This is a genomic window from Streptomyces sp. MMS24-W38, assembly GCF_059889265.1.
Genome location: NZ_JCBCPP010000001.1, coordinates 6160046 through 6183599, shown reverse-complemented (window position 1 = coordinate 6183599; position 23554 = coordinate 6160046). Strand labels below are relative to the sequence as shown.

At 71.4% G+C, this 23554-nt stretch carries 17 protein-coding genes and 1 pseudogene; 9 read left to right on the top strand and 9 right to left on the bottom strand.

Annotation, left to right across the window (positions count from 1 at the left end):
- The first annotated feature begins 4 nt into the window (after positions 1 to 4).
- A complete protein-coding gene (locus tag AC6F7H_RS27115; protein ID WP_500759684.1) occupies positions 5 to 2515 on the top strand; it encodes a ThuA domain-containing protein in 2511 nt (836 codons plus the stop codon).
- A gap of 14 nt (positions 2516 to 2529) precedes the next feature.
- Positions 2530 to 4713 (top strand): OmpL47-type beta-barrel domain-containing protein, encoded by a 2184-nt coding sequence (locus AC6F7H_RS27110; protein WP_500762070.1) that lies wholly within the window; start codon positions 2530 to 2532, stop codon positions 4711 to 4713.
- A gap of 130 nt (positions 4714 to 4843) precedes the next feature.
- Here the strand turns inward: AC6F7H_RS27110 and AC6F7H_RS27105 are convergent, their stop codons facing one another.
- Entirely contained in the window at positions 4844 to 6034 is a 1191-nt protein-coding gene (locus tag AC6F7H_RS27105; protein ID WP_500759683.1) for a zinc-dependent alcohol dehydrogenase, read from the bottom strand.
- A gap of 201 nt (positions 6035 to 6235) precedes the next feature.
- Between AC6F7H_RS27105 and AC6F7H_RS27100 the strand changes: the two genes are divergently transcribed.
- Positions 6236 to 7273 (top strand): DUF3048 domain-containing protein, encoded by a 1038-nt coding sequence (locus AC6F7H_RS27100; protein ID WP_500759681.1) that lies wholly within the window; start codon positions 6236 to 6238, stop codon positions 7271 to 7273.
- 59 nt (positions 7274 to 7332) lie between these two features.
- On the opposite strand, the gene AC6F7H_RS27095 is transcribed toward AC6F7H_RS27100, so the two are convergent.
- A complete protein-coding gene (locus AC6F7H_RS27095; protein WP_500759679.1) occupies positions 7333 to 7791 on the bottom strand; it encodes a MarR family winged helix-turn-helix transcriptional regulator in 459 nt (152 codons plus the stop codon).
- A 366-nt stretch (positions 7792 to 8157) separates the two neighbouring features.
- On the opposite strand from AC6F7H_RS27095, the gene pcaH reads away from it, so the two are divergent.
- From pcaH to pcaDC, 4 genes are read left to right on the top strand one after another with little or no spacing between them, the layout of a single operon-like run.
- A complete protein-coding gene (gene pcaH / locus AC6F7H_RS27090) occupies positions 8158 to 8937 on the top strand; it encodes a protocatechuate 3,4-dioxygenase subunit beta (protein ID WP_500759677.1) in 780 nt (259 codons plus the stop codon).
- Between the two features lie 5 nt (positions 8938 to 8942).
- Positions 8943 to 9548, top strand: coding sequence for a protocatechuate 3,4-dioxygenase subunit alpha (gene pcaG, locus AC6F7H_RS27085; protein ID WP_500759676.1), 606 nt, complete (start codon positions 8943 to 8945; stop codon positions 9546 to 9548).
- Complete coding sequence (gene pcaB, locus AC6F7H_RS27080) at positions 9545 to 10906, top strand: 3-carboxy-cis,cis-muconate cycloisomerase (protein ID WP_500759674.1); 1362 nt, start codon at positions 9545 to 9547, stop codon at positions 10904 to 10906. Before pcaG ends, pcaB begins: the two co-directional genes overlap by 4 nt.
- On the top strand, positions 10903 to 12030 hold the full coding sequence (pcaDC, locus tag AC6F7H_RS27075) for a bifunctional 3-oxoadipate enol-lactonase/4-carboxymuconolactone decarboxylase PcaDC (RefSeq protein ID WP_500759673.1): 1128 nt from the start codon (positions 10903 to 10905) through the stop codon (positions 12028 to 12030). The genes pcaB and pcaDC overlap by 4 nt, the downstream gene beginning before the upstream one ends.
- 159 nt (positions 12031 to 12189) lie before the next feature.
- Here pcaDC and AC6F7H_RS27070 read toward each other — a convergent pair whose 3' ends face one another.
- Positions 12190 to 14925 (bottom strand): ATP-binding protein, encoded by a 2736-nt coding sequence (locus tag AC6F7H_RS27070; RefSeq protein WP_500759672.1) that lies wholly within the window; start codon positions 14923 to 14925, stop codon positions 12190 to 12192.
- A 393-nt stretch (positions 14926 to 15318) separates the two neighbouring features.
- On the opposite strand from AC6F7H_RS27070, the gene AC6F7H_RS27065 reads away from it, so the two are divergent.
- Positions 15319 to 16317: a DUF2510 domain-containing protein gene (locus tag AC6F7H_RS27065; RefSeq protein ID WP_500759671.1), complete on the top strand. Its 999-nt coding sequence runs from the start codon at positions 15319 to 15321 to the stop codon at positions 16315 to 16317.
- Between the two features lie 27 nt (positions 16318 to 16344).
- Here the strand turns inward: AC6F7H_RS27065 and AC6F7H_RS27060 are convergent, their stop codons facing one another.
- From AC6F7H_RS27060 to AC6F7H_RS27045, 4 genes and pseudogenes are all read right to left on the bottom strand, one after another.
- Positions 16345 to 16773 (bottom strand): hypothetical protein, encoded by a 429-nt coding sequence (locus AC6F7H_RS27060; RefSeq protein ID WP_500759670.1) that lies wholly within the window; start codon positions 16771 to 16773, stop codon positions 16345 to 16347.
- A gap of 18 nt (positions 16774 to 16791) precedes the next feature.
- On the bottom strand, positions 16792 to 17466 hold the full coding sequence (locus AC6F7H_RS27055; RefSeq protein ID WP_500759668.1) for a helix-turn-helix transcriptional regulator: 675 nt from the start codon (positions 17464 to 17466) through the stop codon (positions 16792 to 16794).
- A gap of 32 nt (positions 17467 to 17498) precedes the next feature.
- Entirely contained in the window at positions 17499 to 17825 is a 327-nt protein-coding gene (gene fdxA, locus AC6F7H_RS27050; protein WP_109380233.1) for a ferredoxin, read from the bottom strand.
- Positions 17826 to 17989: 164 nt separating this feature from the next.
- Positions 17990 to 18416 (bottom strand): annotated as a pseudogene (locus AC6F7H_RS27045) (hypothetical protein).
- 233 nt (positions 18417 to 18649) lie between these two features.
- Here AC6F7H_RS27045 and AC6F7H_RS27040 point away from each other — a divergent pair.
- Positions 18650 to 19594 carry a DUF5996 family protein gene (locus AC6F7H_RS27040; protein WP_500759666.1) on the top strand — a complete coding sequence of 315 codons (945 nt, stop codon included), beginning with the start codon at positions 18650 to 18652 and terminating at the stop codon, positions 19592 to 19594.
- A 32-nt stretch (positions 19595 to 19626) separates the two neighbouring features.
- Here the strand turns inward: AC6F7H_RS27040 and AC6F7H_RS27035 are convergent, their stop codons facing one another.
- Entirely contained in the window at positions 19627 to 21801 is a 2175-nt protein-coding gene (locus AC6F7H_RS27035; protein WP_500759665.1) for a discoidin domain-containing protein, read from the bottom strand.
- 46 nt (positions 21802 to 21847) lie between these two features.
- A complete protein-coding gene (locus AC6F7H_RS27030) occupies positions 21848 to 23536 on the bottom strand; it encodes a glycoside hydrolase family 13 protein (RefSeq protein WP_500759663.1) in 1689 nt (562 codons plus the stop codon).
- Positions 23537 to 23554 lie beyond the last annotated feature (18 nt).

Below are 23554 nucleotides of genomic sequence, written 5' to 3'. Positions count from 1 at the left end.
ACCCATGCACTTAAAGGGGTTGAGCACAAGAAGAACCAGAAGCACGAGAAGGACCGGAGCGGGGCGAAGGGCGTGGGCGGCGACCGTCACCGCCTCAGTCGTCGCTGCCGGACTGCTGTCGGGTCCCGCCGCCAGCGCGCGCCCGGACGACGACCCGGCCCTGACAACGATGTCGATCAAGTCGCCTCCGGGCGGCGCGGACGTGCGGGTGCTGCTCTTCCACGGTTCCGCCGCGGCCGGTGACGAGTCGCCGGTGGTGAACGCCGGCATTGAGGCGATCGAGAAGATCGGGCTGTCCGGCCCGGCGAACCAGCGCTTCGAGGTCACCGCGACGGACGACGCCTCGGTCTTCACCAACGACAAGAGGCTGGGCCGCTTCAACGCGATCGTGTTCCTCACCGGTGGCGGGGACGTCCTCGACCCGGCCCAGGAGGCCGGCCTGGAGGCCTACATGGAGGCCGGTGGCGGGTTCGTCGGCATTCATGACGCGGCCCGCGCGGAGCCGTACTCGGACTGGTTCACCGGTCTCATCGGCGCCCGTCCGGCCGCGTCCGGCCCGGCGGGCGCCCAGCGAGCGACCGTCGAGGTCGGCGACCGGCGGCATCCGGCGACCAAGAACCTGCCGCAGGAGTGGAAGCGGCCCGACAAGTGGCTGAACTGGACGAAGAACCCGTCCGGCGAGGTGCACACCGTGGCCAGGGTCCGCGAGTCGACCTACCAGCCCGGAGCGAGCGCCAACGGAGCGGACCACCCGGTGAGTTGGTGCCGCGACTACGACGGCGGCCGGTCCTTCTACACCGGGATGGGCGGCACGGTGTCGTCGTACGACGAAACCGACTTCCGTGACCATCTGCGCGGCGCCCTGCTGTGGACCACCCGGCTCGTCCAGGCGGACTGCAAGGCGACGATCAACGGCAACTACGCGGCGGAGCGGCTCACCCGGCCCAACCAGCCGGGCCAGAACGACCAGATCGGCGAGCCGCACGGACTGGTCACCGCTCCCGACGGCCGAGTCTTCTACATCGGCCGCGGCGGCGCCGACTCCTCCCAGCCGGTGATCACCGACTGGAACAACCCCGACATCGGCAAGGGCAAGGGCGAGATCCACGTCTACGACCCGAAGACCGGGAAGGTGACCCTGGCCGGCGCACTCACCGTCTTCGGGAACAAGGGCGGCGGCGACGAACTGGTCAAGGTCGAGGAGGGGCTGCTCGGCATCGAGCTGGACCCGGCGTTCGAGCGGAACGGGTGGGTGTATCTGCACTACACCCCCCACTCGGAGATCGACCGCGTCAAGCGCATGGCCGACCGCCGGGTCTCCCGCTTCACGTTCGACGAGTCCACCGGCAAGCTGGACCTGCGCAGCGAGAAGGTGCTGCTCGACTGGCCGGTGCAGATCCACAGTTGCTGCCATGCGGGCGGCGGGCTGGCCTGGGACTCCAAGGGCAACCTGTACATCGCCACCGGCGACAACAACTCCAGTGGTTCCAGCGGCGGTTACTCGGGCAACAACCCCGAGCCGAACTTCAAGGGCGTCTCCTTCGCGGACGCGCGCCGCACGGCCGGCAACACCAACAACCTCAACGGCAAGATCCTGCGCATCCACCCGGAGCCGGACGGGACGTACACGCTCCCCGAGGGCAATCTGTTCACCGGCAAGGAGAGTGCCGAGGGCGGCGGCAAGACGCGCGGCGAGATCTATGTGATGGGTGTGCGCAACCCGGCGCGCATCTTCGTCGACCCGGTGACCGACGTTCTCTACGCCGGCTGGGTCGGCCCGGACGCGGGGCAGCCGTCGACGACCTGGGGCCCGGCCAAGTACGACACCTTCGCCGCGATCACCAAGGCGTCCAACCGCGGCTGGCCGTACTGCATGGGCGACAAGCAGCCCTACCGGGACCGCAATCTGCCCGATCCGTCCCAGCCGCTGGGCTGGTACGACTGCGACCGCCCGAAGAACGAGTCGCCGAACAACGACGGCCTGGTCAACCTGCCTCCGGTGACCGGCAACAACATCTGGTACTCGCCGCAGGGCGGCGGCCCGGTCTTCCCCCGGGACGGAAACGGCGTCCCCTCCTACAAGCAGGAGGAGACCACCTACAAGCTGCCCTGGCTCAAGGGCGGCGGGCAGGCCGCGATGAACGGGCCCGTCTACCGCTTCGACGAGGCGAACGGCAGTGACACCAAGTGGCCGGCCTACTGGGACGGCAAGTGGTTCGTCGGCGACTTCTACGACGCCGACCAGCCGCGCAACGCGGTGCTCATGAACCCGAAGACCCAGGGCGACGGCGGACTGCCGGTGCACTCGGAGTCCCTGAAGAAGATCGTGCCGATCGGAAACGACGGCATCAAGAACCTGATGGACTGGAAGTTCGGTCCGGACGGCGCGCTGTACGTCCTCGACTACGGCCGAGGTTTCTTCACCTCGGACGCCAAGTCCGCGCTGTGGCGGGTCACCTACAAGGGCGGCGGCCCGACCCCGGCCGCCGGTCAGCTGGCGAGGGGAACCGAGTGATACGGCAACGCAGAATCTGGGCCGCCCTGTTGGCCGCCCTGCTCATGGCGCTCGGGCTGCAGAGCATCTCCGCGGCCGACGACACCGAGGCCCCCGTGGCCAGGGCTGCGGACCAGGTACTCACCTGGACCGCGGGCAACGACATCGACAAGTACCTCTCGGCACCGGCGACCGCGGTGGCCGGACCGGCGACGATCGTCTTCGAGAACAGCGTGGCCACCGGCAACACCACCGGTATGCCGCACACGTTGACGTTCGTCACCTCGGACCCCGAGTTCAACAACGACGTCCAGCTCAACATCCTGGCCAACCCCAACGACGCCCAGAAAGGCCGGTACACCGCCGAGGTCACGCTCACCCCGGGCCGCTACTTCTACCACTGCACGATCCCCGGCCACGGCCAGATGCAGGGCATCCTGGTGGTGACCGAGGGCAGCGGTGAGGACACCACGGCGCCCGAGGCGACCGCGGAGGTGACCGGCGCGCGGAACGCCGAGGGTGCCTACGTCGGTTCGGCGAGCGTCGCCGTCACGGCGACCGACAGGGGCTCGGGCGTCGACCGGATCGAGTACGCGATCGGCGCCGACGGAGCCTGGCAGCCGTACACCGCGCCGGTCGTCGTCGACCAGGTCGGTACGCACACGGTGCGCTACCGCGCCCTGGACAAGGCGGGCAACGTCTCGGCGGAGCAGAGCGTCGGGTTCACCGTCGTCGCCCCGCCGACGGACGACACCACCGCACCGGAGACCTCGGCGACGGTGGACGGTGAGAAGAACGCCGACGGCGCGTACATCGACATGGCGACCGTCACCGTCACCGCCTCCGACACGGGCTCCGGTGTCAACACCATCGAGTACGCGATCGGTTCCGGCGCCTGGCGGGAGTACACCGGCCCGGTGATGGCCCATCAGGTCGGTACGCACACCGTGCGCTATCGCGCCACGGACAAGGCGGGCAACGCGGCGGCCGAGAAGAGCGTCGAGTTCACCGTCGTCTCCGCGCCCCCGCAGGACACCACCCCGCCGGTGACCGGCGTGACCGTCGCGGGCTCGAAGAACTCCGACGGGGCGTACGTCGGCAGCGCGAAGGTGACCGTAAGCGCCACCGACGGGCACGGTTCCGGCGTCGCCGGCATCGAGTACTCGCTCGACGGCGGGCCCTACCTGGCGTACACGGCGCCCGTGGTCGTCGACCGGGTGGGCAGGCACACCCTGGCGTACCGGGCGAGCGACAAGGCGGGCAACACCTCCGCCCCGCTCACCGTGAGCTTCACGGTCGTGTCGGGCCAGGTCCCCCCGCCGCCCTGCCCGGAGTTCGACGAGCGGCTGACGGTGTTCGTCGGCGAGATCGACTCGGGTGTGCCCAACCGGGTCACCAACAACCGGTGCAGGATCGGCGAGTTGATCGAGGACGAGAAGGAGTGGACGTCCCACGCGCTGTTCCTGAAGCACGTCAAGGGCGTGCTGGACAAGCTCGAGAAGGAAGGAGTCGTCGACCGGCGGGAGTACCGGGCGATCGACACGGCGGCCGGCCAGTCCGGGATCGGCAAGCCGGGCCAGACCGAGGGCTACCGCACGATCCTCGACGGCAGTGCGGAGTCGTTCGCCAAGTGGCAGCAGGTGGGCGGGGGTTCGTTCGGGCTGAACCCGGACGGGTCGATCACCTCCGGCACCACCAGGGCCGGACTCGGCATGCTGTGGTTCCCCGAGCGCAAGTACGGCGACTTCTCGCTGAAGCTGCAGTGGCGGGACGACGCGCCGGGCACCGGCAACGCCAACTCCGGTGTGTTCGTGCGGTTCCCGCAGGTGCACGACCATCCGGAGGAGACGCGGCCGGAGTGGGTCGCCATCAAGTACGGGCACGAGGTGCAGGTGTTCGACTCCCCCACCGGCGACATGTACAAGACGGGCTCGGTCTACGGCTTCGACCGGGTGGGCCTGGCCGGTGCGGGCGTGACGCAGAAGGGCACCTGGAACGACTACGAGATCCGTGTGGTGGGCCAGCACTACTCGGTCTACCGCAACGGTGTGCTGATCAACGAGTTCGACAACACCGGTGGCCAGGACTTCACCCCGCCGCGCTCGGACGACCCGGGCACGGACGGGCGACGGTTCGCCTCCGGCTACGTCGGGCTCCAGGTCCACGGCACCACCGACGTGGTCTCGTACCGGGACGTCCGGATCAAGGAACTGCCGTGAGACGGCACTGACCGAGGAGCCGAGCCGAGTTGAGCTGATCGACGGTCAGGAAGCCGCGGGTCCGGGCTTCCTGACCCGGCTCGGCCGGCCCCGACCGGGCTCCCCCGGCGTCTTCCCGGCGTCCTCGGGCTCACGGCTGCATGAGCACCTTGACCGCGCCGTCCTGCTTGTGCTGGAACATGTCGTAGGCCCGGGGCGCGTCCGACAGCGGCACGCGGTGGGTGGCGAAGTCCTCGACGCCGAGGGGGTCGTCGTCCGTGAGGTGGGGGATGATCTCGTCGCTCCAGCGGCGTACGTTCGCCTGCCCCATGCGCATCTGGATCTGCTTGTCGAACAGGGTGAGCATGGGCATCGGGTCGGCCATGCCGCCGTAGACGCCGGTGATCGAGATGGTGCCGCCACGCCGCACGAGCTCGATCGCGGTGTGGAGGGCGGCGAGCCGGTCGACGCTGAAGCGTTCCGCCAGGGGCCCGCTCAGTTTGCGGGGCAGCAGCGCGGAGGCGTTCTGCACCATGCGGGCCGCCGCGCTGCCGTGCGCCTCGGTGCCGACGGCGTCGATCACGGCGTCGGGCCCGCGCCCGTCGGTCTGGTCGCGCAGGGCCGTGACGAGTTCCTTCTCGTCGTCGAAGGAGCGCAGGTCGAAGGTCTCCACGCCCCGGTCACGCGCCCGGTGCAGGCGTTCCGGGACCAGGTCCACGCCGAAGACCCGGCCGGCTCCCTTGAGCTGGGCGATCCTGCAGGCCATGTCTCCGATGGGACCGAGGCCGAGCACGGCGATGCTGCCGCCCTTCGGGACCCCGGCGTAGGCGACCGCCTGCCAGGCGGTGGGCAGCACGTCGGAGAGGTAGACGAACCGGTCGTCGGGCGGCCCCTGGGGGACCTTGATGGGACCGTACTGGGCCTGCGGGACCCGCAGGTACTCGGCCTGGCCGCCCGGCACCGCGCCGTAGAGGCGGGTGTAGCCGAACAGGGCCGCGCCCATGCCCTCGGCGCTGACCTGAGTGGTCTCGCACTGGGTGGGCAGGCCGGTGAGACACATCCAGCAGTTGCCGCAGGCGATCTGGAACGGCACCACGACCCGGTCGCCGGCCTGGAGGTCCGGCACGGCGGCGCCGACCTCCTCGACGATGCCCATCGGCTCGTGGCCGAGGATGTCGCCCGGGGTCATGAACGGGGTGAGCACCTCGTACAGATGCAGGTCGGAGCCGCACAGGCCGGTGGAGGTGATCCGGATGACGGCGTCCGTGGGTTCCTCGATCCGGGGATCGGGCACGTTCTCCACCCTGACGTCCCGCTTTCCCTGCCAGGTCACTGCCCTCATCGCCGCCCGCTCCCTTCGTGGTGGCCGGTGTGCCGTTGCCGCTGCGCTTCTTCGTGGCCTCTTCGTGCGGGGTCCCGGGTACCCGAGCGGCCCGTGCCGAACCACGCGCCCCTGGGCCGATCGGCGGAAGCCGCCGCGCGGGACCGCCATCGATCAGGCATAGCCACAGACGATCAGGAAAGCGCAAAATCAAGACAACTGATGATTCAGGGCAGGCAGGGTGGCGACGGTGGGCATGGGACGAGGGACGCGCACACGACGCGCGGCACGTGCACGGCAACGGCGAGAGCACTGCCGGCGGTGTTCCTGGCGGCCGGGCTGGCGGCCGGCTGCACGGCCTCGGACGGACCGGTCGACGACGGGCGCGGACAGCCCGGACCGTCGCCGCTCGAGCCGCGGCCGGACGGGACCGGCAACCCTCCGGTGCTCGCCGTGAAGCTCGACAACGCTCCCGCGGCCCGGCCGCAGACGGGCCTGGACGCGGCGGACGTGGTGTACGTCGAGCAGGTCGAGGGCGGACTGAGCCGGCTGATGGCGGTCTACGCCACCCGGCTGCCCGAGTCCGTGGGGCCGGTGCGCAGCGCCCGGCAAGCCGATCTGGAGCTGCTGCGCCAGTTCGACCGGCCGATCCTGGCGTTCTCCGGGGCGCAGAGCAGACTGCTGCCGCTGATCGACGAGGCTCCACTGGAGGTCCTGACCCCGGGGACACCCGGATCCGAGGCGGGTGTCTACGACCGGGCCACCGACCGGTCCTCCCCGCACAACCTCTACCTGCACCCCCGGCGGCTCCTGGACGACCCGCCCGGCCGATCCGCACTGACCACCGGCTTCCACCACGGTCCGCCACCCCGGGGCGGCACACCCGAGGCCACGCACACGGTGCGCTATCCGGCGGCCCGCTTCGCCTTCACCTGGTCCGACGCCCGTGACCGCTGGCTGGTCTCGATGGACGACGATCCCGCGGTCACCCCGCGGGGCGAGCGGCTGGCGCCCGCGACCGTCGTCGTGCAGTACGTGACCGTCCGCCCCTCCGACTACCGCGACCACCTCGGCAACAACACGCCGTACACCGAGACGGTGGGCTCCGGGGAGGCCACCGTGCTGCGCGACGGGCGCGCCCACGAGGTCCGCTGGAACCGGCCGGACGCCACGGACGGCACCTCGTTCACGACGAACGACGGCGCTCCGGTGAACTTCGCGCGGGGGCAGGTGTGGGTGGTCTACGCGAAGGCCCCCTGATCAGCGCGGGGCCGTCACCCGGCGTCGCGACCGCGCCACCGCCTCACCGCCTCACCGCCTCACCGGTTCGACGGGACGGCGGGATGGCGCAGCCCCTCGGCCGCGTCCGCCACCCGGCGGATCAGCTCGAAGAAGGCAACCTGCTCGTCGTCACCCAGCGGGGCCAGGAAGACCTGGTTCATCCGGGCGGTGCGCACCACCAGCTTGCGGTGGGCGCGCAGGCCGTCGTCCGTGAGCCGGAGCAGGAAGCGGCGGCCGTCCTGCGGATCACGGACCTTGTCGAGCAGGTCCCGCCGGAGGAGCCGGCCGACCACCTCGGCGATGGTGGACCGGTCGAGTCCCACCCGCTCCCCCACCGTGCGCTGGTCCAGGCCGGGCTCGGCGACGAGCGCGTTGAGGACCGCGAACTGCGGCGAGGTGATCTCCTCGGAGACCATCGTGTTCCACAGCAGGTGGTGCGCCTGCTGGAGCCGCCGGGCCAGATGCCCGGGGTGGCTGGTGAGGTCCACCGCTGCCATGTACGCCCCCACTGTCCTATGCCGTTTCGTCGGTGCACTGAACAATACCTGCGCGAGGGCTGACCTGTCTGCGACTCCTGAAGACATCGCCTCCTGGAGACATCACCGCTGGACAGAAGAGGGTATTGACGCCTCGGCCCAGCGATGGCAGCGTGAAGGACTGCTGCGAAAATACTCAGTGCCCTGATTATCTCGGTACCGACGACACACGGCCGCGGACCGGTGCGCATCCGGTCGGCCGGACTGGAAGGGATGGGGTTTCCTGATGGACAAGGTGTTGGCCTCCGCCGCGGAGGCAGTGGCGGAGGCGGTCGAGGGGATCACCGCCCCGACCGGAGCCGGACCGACCGTTGTGGAGGGACTGTCGTGACGAACGCACTCACCCAGCACGACATCGACCAGGAGATCGCGGCCGAGCACGCCGCGTACGAGAAGCGGGTGGCGGGCGGCGCCCCGGTCGAGCACCATCCGCGCCGCGACTACGCCCCGTACCGCTCCTCGGTGCTGCGCCACCCCAGGCAGCCGGCGATCGCCGTCGACGTGTCCAAGGACCCGGAGCTGGTGGAGCTGTCCTCCCCCGCCTGGGGTGAGCGGGACATCACCATGGTCGACAACGACCTCACGCGCCACCACGACGGCGAGCCCGTCGGTGAGCGCATCACCGTCTCCGGGCGGCTGCTGGACCGCGACGGGCGTCCCGTGCGCGGCCAGCTGGTGGAGATCTGGCAGGCCAACTCGGCCGGGCGGTACGCCCATCAGCGGGAACAGCACGACGCCCCGCTGGATCCCAACTTCACCGGCGCCGGCCGCACCCTGACCGACTCCGACGGCTTCTACCGCTTCACGACCATCCAGCCGGGTCCGTACCCGTGGCGCAACCACGTCAACGCGTGGCGCCCGGCGCACATCCACTTCTCCGTCTTCGGCTCCGCGTTCACCCAGCGGCTGGTGACGCAGATGTACTTCCCGAACGACCCGCTCTTCCCCTACGACCCGATCCTGCAGTCGGTGACCGACGACGCGGCCCGCGAGCGGCTGGTGGCGACCTACGACCACAGCCTGTCGGTGCCGGAGTTCTCCCTCGGCTACCACTGGGACATCGTGCTCGACGGACCGCGGGCCACCTGGATGGAAGAAGGGCGCTGACCACCATGACGAAGATCGACACGAGCAGCCCGGAGAACGTGCTGCCCACCCCCTCACACACCGTCGGCCCGTTCTACGGCTACGCGCTGCCCTTCCGCGGCGGCGAGGACATCGCACCGCTCGGCCACCCGGAGACCGTCACCGTGCACGGGTACGTGTACGACGGCGAGGGCAATCCGCTGCCGGACGCACTGCTGGAGGTGTGGGGCGCCGATCCGGAGGGCAACCTGCCGACGGCCGACGGCTCGATGCGGCGGGACCCGGCGAGCGGCGACTTCCTGGGCCGCAACGGGGTGGAGTTCACCGGCTTCGGCCGGATCCAGACCGATGCCGACGGCCACTGGTACGTGCGCACGCTGCGGCCGGGGGCGCGGGGACAGCACGCGCCGTACCTCAGTGTGTGCGTGTTCGCGCGGGGCCTGCTGATGCATCTGTTCACCCGGATCCACCTGCCCGGCGACGAGGCCGTGCTCGCGGCGGACCCGCTGCTGTCCCGGCTCGACGCGGACCGCCGCGACACACTGATCGCGGTGGACGAGGGCCACGGGACGTACCGCTTCGACATCCGCCTTCAGGGCGAGGGCGAGACGGTCTTCCTGGAGTTCCAGTGACATCACCCGATACCGGTACCGGCCTGCTCGCCCCCGGGTGGGCCGGTTCCCCGGCCTCCGCCGAGACCGGTGACGACGCCGTCCTGCGGGCGCTGCTGGACGCCGAGGCCGCGCTGACCCGGGCGCAGGCGGCCGCGGGGCTCGTCCCCGCCGAGGCCGCGGCGGCGGTCACGGAGGTGGCCGCCGACCCCGGACGCTTCGACCCCGCGTCCCTCGCCGAGCGTGCGCGGGGCGGCGGGAACCCGGTGATCCCACTGGTCGCGGACCTGACCCGGGCGGTCGGCGAGGAGCACGGTCCCTCCGTGCACCGGGGTGCGACCAGCCAGGACATCATGGACACGGCGATGATGCTGGTCGCCCACCGCGCCCTGGGCCCGCTCCTCGACGACCTCGACCGCTGTCAGCGGGCGCTGACCGGCCTCGCCGCCGAGCACCGCGACACGGTGCTGCCGGGGCGGACGCTGACCCAGCACGCGGTGCCGACGACGTTCGGACTGAAGGCCGCCGGGTGGCGGTCACTGGTGCTCGACGCCCGCGACCGTGCGACGGCCGTACGCGCCTCGCTGCCGGCCCAACTCGGCGGTGCCGCCGGGACCCTGGCGGCCTTCACGGCGTACGGGGCGACGGACGCGACCGCGCTCCCCGCGCTCTACGCCCGGGAGCTCGGACTGTGCCCGCCCGCTCTCCCCTGGCACACGCTGCGCACTCCGGTCGCCGATCTCGCCGGCGCCCTCGCCTTCACCACGGGGGCGCTGGGCAAGCTCGCGGCGGACGTGCTCACCTCCTCCCGCACCGAGATCGCGGAGCTCTCCGAGGGCAGCGGTGGCGGCTCCTCGGCCATGCCGCACAAGGCCAACCCGGTGCGTTCGACGCTGATCGCGGCGGCGGCCCGGCGCGCGCCGCAACTCGCGGCCACGCTGTACGGCTCGCTGGTGGCCGAGGACGAGCGGCCGGCCGGTGCCTGGCACGCCGAGTGGGAACCACTGCGGGACCTGCTCCGCCTGGCCGGTGGAGCGGCCCGGGACGCCGCCGAACTCTCCGAGGGGCTGCGGGTGCACGCGGACGTGATGCGTGAACACCTCGGCCTCACCCACGGGTTGATCGTCTCCGAGCGGCTGTCCGCGGAGCTGGCGCCCGTACTCGGTCGCGGCCGGGCGAAGGAACTGCTCACCCGCCTGGCGCGGCGCGCCTACACCGAGGGCCGCGACCTCGGCGAACTCCTCGCCGAACAGATCGAGTCGGCCGAACTGCCGGAACTGAAGAACCTCGACATCACCGACATCGCCGCCGCGACCGATCCCACCCGTTACACCGGCTCTGCCGGACCTCTCACCGACCGTGCACTGGAGCGCTCGTGACCGACACCGTCCTCAACCACCTTGTCGAGGGGCCAAGTTCCGCTCCCCCGCTGCTGCTCGGACCCTCGTTGGGCACGTCGTACGCCCTGTGGGACAAGGTGGCGCCCGAGCTGTCGATCACGCACCGGGTGGTCCGCTGGGATCTGCCCGGGCACGGCGGTTCGGCGGCCGGACTGATCGGTCCCGGCGCGACCGTCGGTGAGCTGGCGGATCTGGTGATCGGGCTCGCCGACACGCTCGGCATCGAGCGGTTCGCCTATGCGGGCGTGTCGCTGGGCGGAGCGGTGGGGCTGGAACTGGCCGTGCGTCACCCGGAGCGGGTGTCGTCGCTGGCCGTGATCTGTTCCTCGGCACACTTCAACGGCGCGAAGGCGTGGGAGGAGCGGGCGGCGCTGGTACGGAGCGAGGGGCTTTCGGGACTCGCGGAGAATGCGAACGCCCGCTGGTTCACGCCCGGTTTCACGGTGCCGGAGCTGGTCCGCGACCACCGGGACGCCGATCCCGGGGCGTATGCCGCCTGCTGTGACGCGCTGGCCGCGTTCGATCTGCGGGAGCACCTCGCACAGATCCGGGTGCCGACCCTGCTGGTGGCCGGCCGGGAGGATCCGGCGACGCCCCCGGCGCATCTGCGCGAGATCGCCGACGCGGTGCCGGGTGCTGGGCTCGTGGAGATCCCGGGCGCCTCTCATCTGGCGCCGGCGGAGCGTCCCGAGGCGGTGCTGACGGCGCTGCGGGCCCACTTCGGCGGGGACGCGCTCAGCGGGATGCGGGTACGGCGCGAGGTTCTCGGGGACGCGCACGTGGACCGGTCCCAGGCCCGGCAGACGGCGTTCACCGCGCAATTCCAGGACTTCATCTCGCGCTACGCCTGGGGCGAGATCTGGACCGATCCGACGCTCACCCGCCGCGAACGCAGCATGATCACGCTCACCGCGCTGGTCGCGCACGGGCACTACGACGAGTTGGCCATGCACGTCCGCGCGGCACTGCGCAACGGGCTCACCCCCGAGGAGATCGGAGCAGTGCTGATGCAGACGGCGGTGTACTGCGGCGTACCGGCGGCCAACTCGGCCTTCGCGACGGCCCAGCGGGTACTGGCGGAGGAGGCCGACGGCACGTCGTGACGGGCCCGGGGTCCGGGGTCGTAAAGGGCGGGGCGTTACGGCCGGTCGTCCTGGCCCCGCCCGCCCGCCGGCCGGGGCCATGCGCCGGGGCCAGGGCCAAGCGCCAGGGCCCGGGGCAGGCACCGGAGCCAGGGCCGGGGGGCCGTGAAGGGCGGGGCGTTACGGCTGGTCGTCCGGGCCCCGCCCGGTGGCCGGAGCCGGCGTGGCGGTCGACGCCTGTCCGGTGACCGAGGCCAGTTCGGCCCGGGCCCGCGCGACCAGTCCGTCCGCGCCGCAGGACCGTGCGAGCGCCAGACCGCGCTCCAGGTCGGTCTTCGAGCGGGCGAGGACGCCGTACTCGACGCGGGCGGTGGCATGTTCGTACTGGCAGGGTGAGGACTCCAGGTAGGCGACGGCCCGGGCGGCGAGCCGCACCGCCCGCTGGCCGGTCTCCAGAGCGGCGGCACAGCGCAGGGCCTCCCCTATGGCGGTGTCCGTGCCGAAGCGTTCGGCCCGCCTGCGGTACTCCACGGCGAGCCGGGCGGCACGGGCCGGGTCCGCCCCGGCGAGGGCGCGGGCGAGGTCGGCGGCCCAGAAGACGTGGACGGGGTTGTGGTGACCGCGGGAGGCCGCCGCCTTCTCGGCGGCCTCCAGTTCGTTGACGCCGTCCTCGGTGCGGCCGACCGCGAGCAGCAGTCTGCCGCGCACCGAGCGGGGGTCGGGAAGCACGATGGTGGACGGGTAGGGCGGTGCGAACCCGTGCCGTTCGGCGACCGCCCGGGCTTCGTCCACGTGCCCGCGGGCGAGCAGGGTGTCGACCAGGTTGCAGGTCGCCGTCCAGTACAGGGGCAGACCGCGGCCGACGCGTTCGGCCAGGCGCAGGGACTCGCGCAACGATTTCTCCGCCGCCGCCAGGCGGCCCCGCCTGCGGTGCCCGAGACCGACGTAGGCGTGGGCGAGGGCCAGGTGGCCGCCGCTCCAGCCTGCCGTCTCGTAGGCGCGCAAGGCCTCGTTGTAGAGGCTTTCGGCGCGGTCGAGGCGGTCGGTGTAGGCGTAGACCCCGGCCAGCATCAGCAGCAGTTCGACGCCCCATTCGGAGTCGGTCCAGCCGAGGCCGGGCGCGAGGCGGCCGTTGACCAGCGCGCGGTCGCAGGTCTCGGCGATCTCCTCGGCGTTCTCGCCGCGCATCATGGCGTCGAAGCCGCGCAGGACGAGCAGCGCGCGCTCGGAGTTGTCGCGGCCGGTGCAGGTGGCGGCGAGGGCGGCCAGGCGTTCGCTGCGGCCGGGTGCGGCGGCCTCGCCGGCGTGGATGCCCTCCCACATGAACCGCACGGCCTGCAGCCGCATCCGGGCGGGTCCCGGCTCCAGCCGGGCGGCCTCCGCCTCGACGGTGCGAAGGGCCTCCTCCATCTGGTTGTTGTGCAGCAGCGCCTGCGAGAGCCGGACCACGGCGTCCACCCGTGCCTCGCCGTCGAGGCCGGACATGCCGAGCGCGGTCCGCAGGTGGCCGATGGTCCGGGCGGGTGCGGTGAGGAAGGTGGCACGGCCCAGTTCGTAGAGCACGTGCGCGTGGACCTCGGGGCGGGGCGGTTCCTCCAGTGCGCGTTCCAGGCAGCGGCGGGCCGCGTCCGGGGCGCCGGTGGCGAGGTGTTCGCGGGCGGCCTCACGCAGTTGCCACACGAGTTCCTCGTCGTCGTCCGGATGTACCTCGAGGAGGTGCCGGGAGGCGGACGCGGCGCCGCGTCCGGAATCGGTGACGATCCGGGCGGCTATGCCGTGCATGGCCCGGCGCAGGGCGTCGGGGATGGAGTTGTAGACGGCGGTGGCGATGAGCGGGTGGACGAACTCGAGGTCGGCCGCTCCGGTGCGGCCGGTGCCGGGGTCGGGGACGGTGAGGATGCGGTCGCCGCGCAGGAGTTCGGCGCAGCGGACGGCGTCGTCACGGTTCAGGGTGGCGAGCCGGGCCACCAGGTCGACGGTGATGTCGGTGCCGAGGATGGCGGCGGCCCAGGCGAACCGGGTGGAGTCTATGCCGAGTTGTTCCAGGCGGGCCACGACTCCGCCGCCGCGGGCGGAGCGGTTCAGCGCGCGCAGTTCGCCCGCGTGGGTCTCGACGGGTTCGAGTTCGCTGTCCTGGACCTTGGCGAGGAGCTCGACGGTCTCGTACGGGTTGCCGCCGGTGACGGCCCACACCTCGCGGCAGAACGCGGCGTCCGCGTTCTCGCCCAGGGTGGCGCGGGTGAGCCCGGCCGTGGCGAGCGGGGTCAGGGCGCTGAGGACGGTGACGGGGTGCTCGGCCGCCTCGGCGACGGCGTCCAGGTGGCGGGCGCTCACCCCGGATACCTCGCCCGGCCTGCGGGCGACCACGACGAGGACGGTCACCTCCGCCAGGCGTTCGGCGAGGACGGCGAGCCAGCGCAGGGTCTCCTGGTCGGCCCAGTGGGCGTCGTCGATGGTCAGCACCAGCGGCCAGTCCCGGCGGGCCAGCCGGCGCACCGCGGCGCTCAGTCCCTCGCAGACGCCCTGCGGGTCGATGTGCCGGTCGCCGGGTTCCGCGACGCCGAGGGCGGGGCCGGCGATGTCGTACCAGTCGCCGAGGTACTCGCGGGTCTCCTCCGGCAGCATCGACACCAGTGCGGGCTGGAGGAGCTGACGTACGACGTTGAAGGGGACGGAGCGCAGGGTCTCGCCGCCGCGGGCCGACCAGACGGTGCAGCCGCGCTGTTCGGCGATGCGCCGGGTCTCGGCGAGCAGCGCGGTCTTGCCGAGCCCCGCCTCGCCCCGGAGCACCAGCAGGCCACCGGGTGAGGACCGGTCCGCGCACAGGGTGTCGACCACCGCGGTGATGGCGGCGACCTCCTCGTCCCGCTCCCAGAGGGAGGGCGAGGCCGCGACCGTGGGCCGTACCTCCGTCATCCCGCTGCCTCCCCAAGTCGCCCGAACGACGTACAGGCGTCGAGCGTAGTCCTCCGACAGCCCTGATGGAGCAGTACCGTGCCCGCTCTTGCCGTGACGGATGACACGCGGTACAGAGGTCGACGCGTCCCGCCGCTCACCTGGGGGTCCGAAGGGCCCAAAGGTCAACGCCTGTCAATGAATGGGGTGATGACGGGACATCGGATCAGTTTCACAGGGGCGCGCCGGGGAGGGGAAGGCCTGCGGTGAAGCGGCGGCACGCCGGTCCTGCGGGGGGTGCACCGAGGCCGGCCGGCCGGGGCGGGGCGGCCGACCACCGGAGGTGACGGACCTCTCTTCTCCGGTCTCCTCCGGTCTCATCCGGCTTTCATCGACGCCTCATACGGTGGGGGCATGACGCAGGCGACTCCTCCCGGGTGGTATCCCGACCCCGGGCAGACGAATGACGGACCGGCCACCGAGCGCTGGTGGGACGGCACTGCCTGGACGGACCAGGTCCGGCCGACGGGTTCGGCACCCGCCTGGGGCCCTCCGGCACCGGGCACAGCGGCCGGGCCGGTGTACCCGGCCCATCCGGCGTACCCGGTGCACCCGGGATATCCCGGGGTCGTCCAGTCCGGCTCGGGTTCCGGCCGGGGGCGCGGGCTGCGGATCGGAATCGCCGTGGCGGCGGCCGTCGCGGTGCTGGCGAGCATCGGGGTCGGCGTGTACGCGCTGACCGACGACAGCGGCAGTGGTGACTCCGCGGCCTCGCAGGGGCCGGGCGGACGGGACGGCGGCCCCGGTGGACCGGAAGGCGGTCCGAAGGGTGGTCCCGACGGGGAGGGGCCCGGTCCGGACACCTCTCAGCCGCCACGGGTCGAGAGCGGGTCGGTGACCGACGGGCTGAGCGGAATCAGCCTGCCCATCCCGGACGGCTGGTACGGCCAGGAGGGCCGGGGGGGCGCCCAGATCACGTCGGAGGACACCTACGAATGCCCCGGCAACACCTCCAGCACCTGCACCAAGGGCGGGGCCTACTCGGCACCGGCGCCGGCCCTCGGTATCCGCGGCTCCACCGCCGAGGAGGTCGCCAAGGCGGACATCGCCGCCAATGCCGAGGAGTCGTACGGCGGCGATTCCTACGGGAGGATCACCTCGCACGAGGTCCTCGAGTCGAAGGCGGTGGACGTCGCCGGGCAGAAGGGCTACCTGGTGCGCTGGAAGGCGGTCACCAGCAAGGGCTCCGACGGGTACGTCCAGTCGCTGGCCCTTCCCTCCCCCGCGCAGCCGAAGCAGATCGTCGTGATCCGCTTCGGTCTGGACACCGACCAGAAGCAGTCGGTCCTCGACGACATCATCGAGGGCATCGAGGAGGCGGAGGGCAGCGGGGGCAACGGCCAGGACGTGTGACCCGCTGACGCGACGGCCGGGTGGCGCTCAGGCGGCGAGAAGCAGGATGCCGAGAACCAGGAGCGCCACTGCCTTGACGGCCTCGAACCCCACGTAGTACCAGTGGGCGTGGGAGCGGGGCAGTCGCTCTCCGGCGAGCACCCGGTCGGACCGGCGGTTGAGCCGGGGCCGGATCACACCGAGTTGAGCCGCCAGCACCGCGGCCGCCACGACGGTGGGCACGGCCACCGAGGTGCCGGGCCCTTTGACCGCCACGGCGACAAGGGTGGTCGCGACGAGGACGAGTTCGACGAGATTGAGCGCCCGGAAGACGCTGCGGCCGATACCGAGGCCGATCGGGATCGTCACCCCCGGCGCACGGAACTTCAACGGCGCCTCCAGGAAGGAGATCGCCAGCACCATGCCGAGCCAGACGAAGGCGGCGGCGGCCGCGGTGGCGGCCGATACGGAGTTCACTGCCGGACTGTCCTTCCTCTACGCGGCGCGCGCATGGACGAAATGGGCGTGACAGACGTCGGGTTCGGCGAACGGCTCCAGCCGGTCGGCGGCGACGGGCGCGTCCAGTTCGGCCAACGCGCCCTTCATCAGGCCCAGATGGAGCGGGCAGACGATCTGCCGGTACTCCTCGGCGAGTTCGAGAAACGGACAGTGCCGCAGACGAATGACGTCGGGCACGTCATCGGGCACGTCGTTCACCGGGTCCACCGAGTTCACAGGGTTCACCGGATCGAAGCCGAGGTCGGCGAGGAGTCCGACCAGCCGGTCGACGGCTTCACGGCCGGTCACGGCGTGGAAGGGCGGTGCCGGGTCGACCAGATGCCGCCCCCAGGCCCGGCCGGCCTCCACGGCCTCCGCCTCGGCGTCGGCGCCGGTCGACGCGAGCCGGCTGAGCAGCATCCGGGCCAGCAGTCGGTACTCACGCCGCCCTCCACGGTCCATTCCGCGACGCGGCGCATACACCGCACGGGGGCGCCCCCGCCCGGACGACGCCTCCGAAGTCCGCTCCACCGCTCCGCGCGTCACCAGCGAATCCAGGTGGAAGCGCGCCGTGTTGGCGTGAACCCCCACCCGCTCCGCCACCTCGTTGACGCCGAGCGGCACGCCGGCGGCGCGCAGCACCTCGAGCACGCCACGGCGGCGCGGGGTCATCGGATCGCTTCCCCCGGCGCGTTCCCCGGAGGTCACGTCGCGCCGTCCTGCGGCGGCAGCGCGGCGATCAGCGGGTGGTCCCGCTCGATCAGCCCCAGCTTGGAGGCGCCGCCGGGCGAGCCGAGGTCGTCGAAGAACTCGACGTTCGCCTTGTAGTAGTCCTTCCACTCCTCGGGAGTGTCGTCCTCGTAGAAGATGGCCTCGACCGGGCAGACCGGTTCACAGGCGCCGCAGTCGACGCATTCGTCCGGGTGGATGTACAAGGACCGCCGGCCCTCGTAGATGCAGTCGACCGGGCACTCGTCGACGCACGCCTTGTCCTTCACGTCGACACAGGGCTGGGCGATCACATAGGTCACGACGTCCTCCTCCCCGAATTTTCACGAATCTCACTTGTAAGAATAGTGCCTCACGGCATCGGTCCACCACCGGCGACGGCCGGAGACCACAGGGAACAGGGCCCTGCCCGGCCGGGCAGGGCCCTGTGCGGGCGAGGCAGCCGATTCGCCCCGGAACCGGACGGTCAGCGCGTGTCGCGCGTCATCTCGTCCACGACGAATCCGAGACCGATACCGAGCATCCAGGCGTCCTCGGCCAACGCGGTGCCCTCCCGGGTCGGCCGCAGACTGCCTTCCTGCCGCATCCCCGGAGTGCGCAGGTACAGACCCCGGCAGCCCCGACGAGAACGCGGCGAGCCCGGCACCCGCCACCACCGTGGGCACGAAGGGCAGGAGCAGGGCGGCTCTCAGCGTGATCTCCCCGGTGGACAGCAGCCGTACGAAGGTCGCGGGCCGCATCCGTTCCAGGACCGGGTAGGTGTTCTTGGCCATTCCGTGCAGCTGGGCCGCGGTCTCCTCGTCGACCCCACACTTGGACAGGCCCGAGTTGAGGATGAACGCTCCCGTGGCCAGACGCGGCGCCGCGTGCCTGAGCTCGATGGGCAGACGCATGGGGACTCCCGGTGGGGATGTGAAGCGCGATCGCGATCCAGCCCGGGGCGCGCGGCACTCACCGGCAGATCGAAGCGCCCTCCATTGCGCCGATCGCGCAAGCCCGTCCGGCGCACTGCGAGCGGGCACACCGGACGCCCTCGCCTTTCGACCTTCCCTTGAGGGGGATACCGTTCAAGGGCAAACAGTCTCATATCCCGACATGCACGTATACGCGGCACCCTGGAGGAGCTGTGGAACTCTTTCCCCCGCTGCCCTACGCCGAATGGCGGGCGACCAAGGAGACGCTGCACCGGTTCGCGCAGGTGGTCGGAAAGGTGCGGCTCGCGGCGTCGCCACGCCGCAACCACTGGTGGAACGTTCCCTACCATCTCACCGGACGTGGCATCACCACCCGCCCGATGGGACTGGACGACCAGGGCCGTTTCTTCTGCATCGACTTCGACTTCGTCGACCACAGGCTTCTCGTCACGACCGGCTCGGGTCGCGAGGTGTCGTTCCCGCTGCCCGGCCTCTCGGTGGCCGACTTCTACCGGCGGTTGCAGTCCGCGCTCACCGAACTCGACGTCTCCGTGCGCATCGGGCTGCCGCACCCCTTCGACCTGCCGGATTCCGACCGCCCCTTCGACGAGGACACGGAACACCGCGCCTACGACCAGGAGTCGGTGAACCGCTACTGGGTCATCCTGTCCCAGGTCAACCTGGTCCTGGAGGAGTACGCCGCCGAGTGGTGCGGAAAGACGAGTCCGGTGCACCACTTCTGGCACACCTTCGACATCGCGGTGACCAGGTTCTCCGACACCGTCGTCCCCCACTCCGAATCCGTCGATCCGGTCACCAGGGAGGCGTACTCCCGCGAGGTGATCAGTGCGGGCTTCTGGTTCGGCGACCCGGCCTTCCCTCGGGCGGCGTTCTACTCCTACACCGCGCCCGAACCGACCGGCCTGGCACGCCATCCGCTGCAGCCCGCGGCCGCTTCGTGGGTCGAACGCGGCACCGGCAGCCGTCTGGCGATCCTCGAGTACGAGAAGGCCAGGACCGCACCCTCGCCGCGCGCCGACGTGCTCGCCTTCCTGCGAAGTGCCTACCGGGCCGGCGCGGAGACGGCGGGCTGGGACATCGAACGGAACGCCTGCCCGGGAGGCGTGACCGACCCCGTCGCCGCACAGCGGGTCTGAGCCGGGGGCGGCCGAGGCCGTGCGGAAGGAGGTCAGGAGAGATATGCCTCCACTTCGCTGAACTGGGCTGCCGGCCAGCCGGTGTTGCCGGTGACGTGCAGTCGGAGGTGGCGCAGGTCGGTGCCGTCCGGCAGCGTCACGGTGACCGTGTTGCCGGTGGCCGGGTCGAAGCGGTACTCCTTCGCGGCGAGGACCGTCGTGTACGCGGAGCCGTCGGTGCTGCCCTGGACGGCGAGGGTCTGGGTGCGGGTCTGCCACACGGGCTGCGGGGGCAGTTTCAGCACCAGTCTCCGGACGGCCCGGCTGGAGCCGAGGTCCACCGTCAGAGACTGAGGGAAGGCGTGGTTGGCGGACTCCCAGTAGGTGTTCGCGTCGCCGTCGACCGCCTTGGCCGGCGTGTAGACGTCCTGGGAGCCGGTGGCGGTCGCGGGGCGGCCCTGGGCGAGGTTGCGGTCCGGGTCCGGGTCGGGGTTGCCCCCGCCGGGCTTCGGCCAGGTGGAGCAGTCCGACCAGGTGCTGTCCCAGCCGGAGTTGCCGCCACCGTCGGTGAGGGTGAAGGTGCCCGAACCGGCCGGATAGGGGCAGTTGTAGATGCCGGCCGAACCGATGCCGGTGGCGGTGACGTTCCGGAAGGTGGCGGCGCCCGGTGTCTCGGCCTGGACGACGACCGTACCGGCCCCGTCGACGGTGGCGCCGTCGACGGTGATGTTCTTCGCGGCGTTTCCGCGCCCGCTGCCGGAGACGAACTCGAAGGCGCTGTACGGGCTGTCGGTGATGGTGGTGCCGGTGATCCTGACCTGTGCCTCGATGGAGCTGTCGTAGGAGTCGACTCGTAGGGCACCCATGGGGTGGTTCCAGTTGGGGTTCATGGCACCGGTGCGGACCAGGGTGTTGCCGTCGACGGTGATCGTGCCGGCCAGCGGGTGGAACGGGTCGAGGAACTTCTGGTTGGAGATCGCGATACCGCTGCCCAGCGCGTTGGTGTCGGCGATCAGGTTGCCCCTGACGGTGATGTCGGTGCCGCCGTAGATCGCGATGCCGTTGGCGAGGTTCGGCTGCGAGATGGTGTTGTTCTCGAAACTGCTGTTGCTGTTGGGCCCGTACAGCGACCACATGGCGAGCGAGTCGTCGCCCTGGTTGCGCAGGAAGTTGCCGCGGACCTTCACCCCGCGTGCGTTGCCGTTGAGGTTGAGGCCGTCCGCCGTCATGTCGAGGAAGCGGCTGTCCTGCACGACCAGGTTGTCGTTGTTGCCGGTCAGCCAGAGGCCCACCTTGAGGTGCTGGAGCCACATGCCGGATACGGACGAGTTCGGGCCGAGCGAGCCGTTGACGAAGTTGTCGGGGTTGGAGTCGACCCGCTCGGTGACCTCACCGATGACGGCGAAGTCCTTGATGTGGACGTTGCCGGCGGAATTCGACTGGTCGATGAAGCGGGAGGAGCGCACGACGGAGTGCCAGTGGCCCGCGCCCTGGAGGGTGACGTTCTGGACGCCGCCCAGTGCGGAGGTGAGCCGGTACTCGCCCTGCGGTATCCAGACCACCCCGCCCTGAGCCGCGGAGACGGCCTCCCGGAAGGCCTGCGTGGAATCGCCCCGCCCGCTGGGGTCGGCGCCCTTGTCGATGACGGAGACCGAACCGGCCGGTCTGGCGGCGGGCGCGGCCACCTGCTCGAAGTCGGCCACGTCGACGGTGACCTGGACACCCGTGGCCTGAAGGGCGACGGTGTCACCGGCCCGGATGTTCCGGTCGAGCAGCAGGCGCGCGTTGTCGAAGAAGTGATGGGTCTTGGAGCCTGCGATCCAACCGGTGTCGACGTAGGAGTACTTGGAGGTCACCGGCAGGGCCTTGGCCAGCTTCTCGCCGTTGACGTAGACGTCGAGCGAGCCGGACTGCCCGTCGGGGACGCTGTAGGCGACGTTCACGGCGTTGGCCGCGCGCGGCACCGTGAACTCGACCCGCTGACCGGTGTCGAGCCGCACGGCCCGGCGGCCCGAGGCCTCGGAGGCGAGGGTGCCCTGGGTGTGGTCGGGACCGATCCTGGTCCCGGTGGTCGTGACGGACTCGGCCTCGACCGAGGTGAAGGGGAGGGTGGCGCCCGCGGCGGCGCGGGCGGGCGCGGGCGCGAGGGCGACGAGCATGCCGGCGGCGACGGCGACGACCGTACCCATGGCTGACATACCCCTGACAAACGGTCTGAATGTGCGCATGGCTGGTCCCTTCGTGGTGGGGGTGCGGGAACAAGCGGGTGCGGTCTCAGGCGCGCAGCCAGACCGCCGTGTCCTTCGGCAGGCGTCCGTCGGGGTCGAGGGGAGCGCTGCCGAGGAGCAGTCCGGTGTGGGTCGGGAGGGCGGCGGGCGCGTCCACGAGGTTCACCACGCAGATGGCGCCGCCGTCCGCGCGGGTGAAGGCGAGTACGCCCTCGGTGGTGGGCAGCCAGGTGAACGAGCCGTCGCCGAAGGCCGGGCGCAGGCGGATCGCCTCGCGGTACAGGGCGAGCATGGAGCCGGGGTCCCGGGCCTGCCGGTCGGCGGCGTACGAGGCCCAGCCGGCGGGCTGTGGCAGCCACGGTTCGCCGCCGAAACCGGCGTGCGGCGCGTCGGCCGTCCACGGCAGCGGCACCCTGCATCCGTCACGTCCGGGGTCGGTGCCCCCGGAGCGGGCGTGCATGGGGTCCTCGATGCGGTCGAGCGGGATGTCGGCCTCGGGCAGGCCGAGTTCCTCTCCCTGGTAGACGTAGACCGCGCCCGGCAGCGCCAGCGACAGCAGGGCGGCGGCGCGGGCCCGGCGGGTGCCCAGGAACAGGTCGGTCGGGGTGCCGAAGGCCTTGGTGGCGAAGTCGAAGCCGGTGTCCGAGCGGCCGTAGCGGGTGACCGTACGGGTCACGTCGTGGTTGCACAGCACCCAGGTGGCGGGCGCACCGACGGGGGCGTGCTCGGCGAGCGTCTCGTCGATGGAGGTGCGCAGCCGACCGGCGTCCCAGGGGCAGGTCATGAAGGAGAAGTTGAACGCGGTGTGCAGTTCGTCGGGGCGCAGGTAGCGGGCGAAGCGTTCGGTGTCCGGGAGCCAGACCTCGCCGACGAAGACGGCCCCGTACTCGTCGGCGACGGCCCGCCAGCCGCGGTAGATGTCGTGGAGTTCGTCGCGGTCCACGTACGGGTGCGGGTGGAGGCCCTCGGTGAAGTCGGGCAGCAGGGGGTCCTTCGCCGGCAGCGCGGCGGAGTCGATGCGCACGCCGGCCACGCCCCGCTCGAACCAGAACCGCAGGATGTCCTCGTGCTCCTCACGGACGGCGGGGTGCGCCCAGTTGAGGTCGGGCTGCTCGGGGGCGAACAGGTGGAGGTACCAGTCGCCGTCGGAATCAGTGGGGCCCGAAGGGCCTTCCTTGGAAGGGTGGTGGTGGGAGACGGGGTCAACAGGGCCCGTAGGGCCTTCCTTGGAAGGGTGGTGGTGGGAGACGGGTGGGCGGGTCCAGGCGGGGCCACCGAACTCCGACCGCCAGTCGTTGGGCGGCAGTTCGCCGTGCTCCCCGCGGCCCCGGCGGAAGTGGAACAGTTCGCGCTGGGGGCCGCCGGCGAGGGCGGCGCGGAACCAGGGGTGCTGGTCGGAGACATGGTTCGGCACGATGTCGACGATCGTGCGGATTCCCAGTCCCCGCGCCTCGGTGATGAGTTTCTCCGCCTCGGCGAGGGTGCCGAAGGCCGGGTCGATCGCCCGGTAGTCGGCGACGTCGTAGCCGCCGTCCTTCATCGGGGACAGGTACCAGGGGGTGAACCACAGTGCTTCCACGCCGAGTTCTGCGAGGTAGGGCAGCTTGGCGCGGACTCCGGCGAGGTCGCCGGTGCCGTCACCGTCGCCGTCGGCGAAGCTGCGGACGTACACCTGGTAGATGACGGCGGAGCGCCACCAGTCGTCGTCGTTTCGGGCAAGGGTGGGCTGTCCCACGGTGCGTGCCTTTCTTCT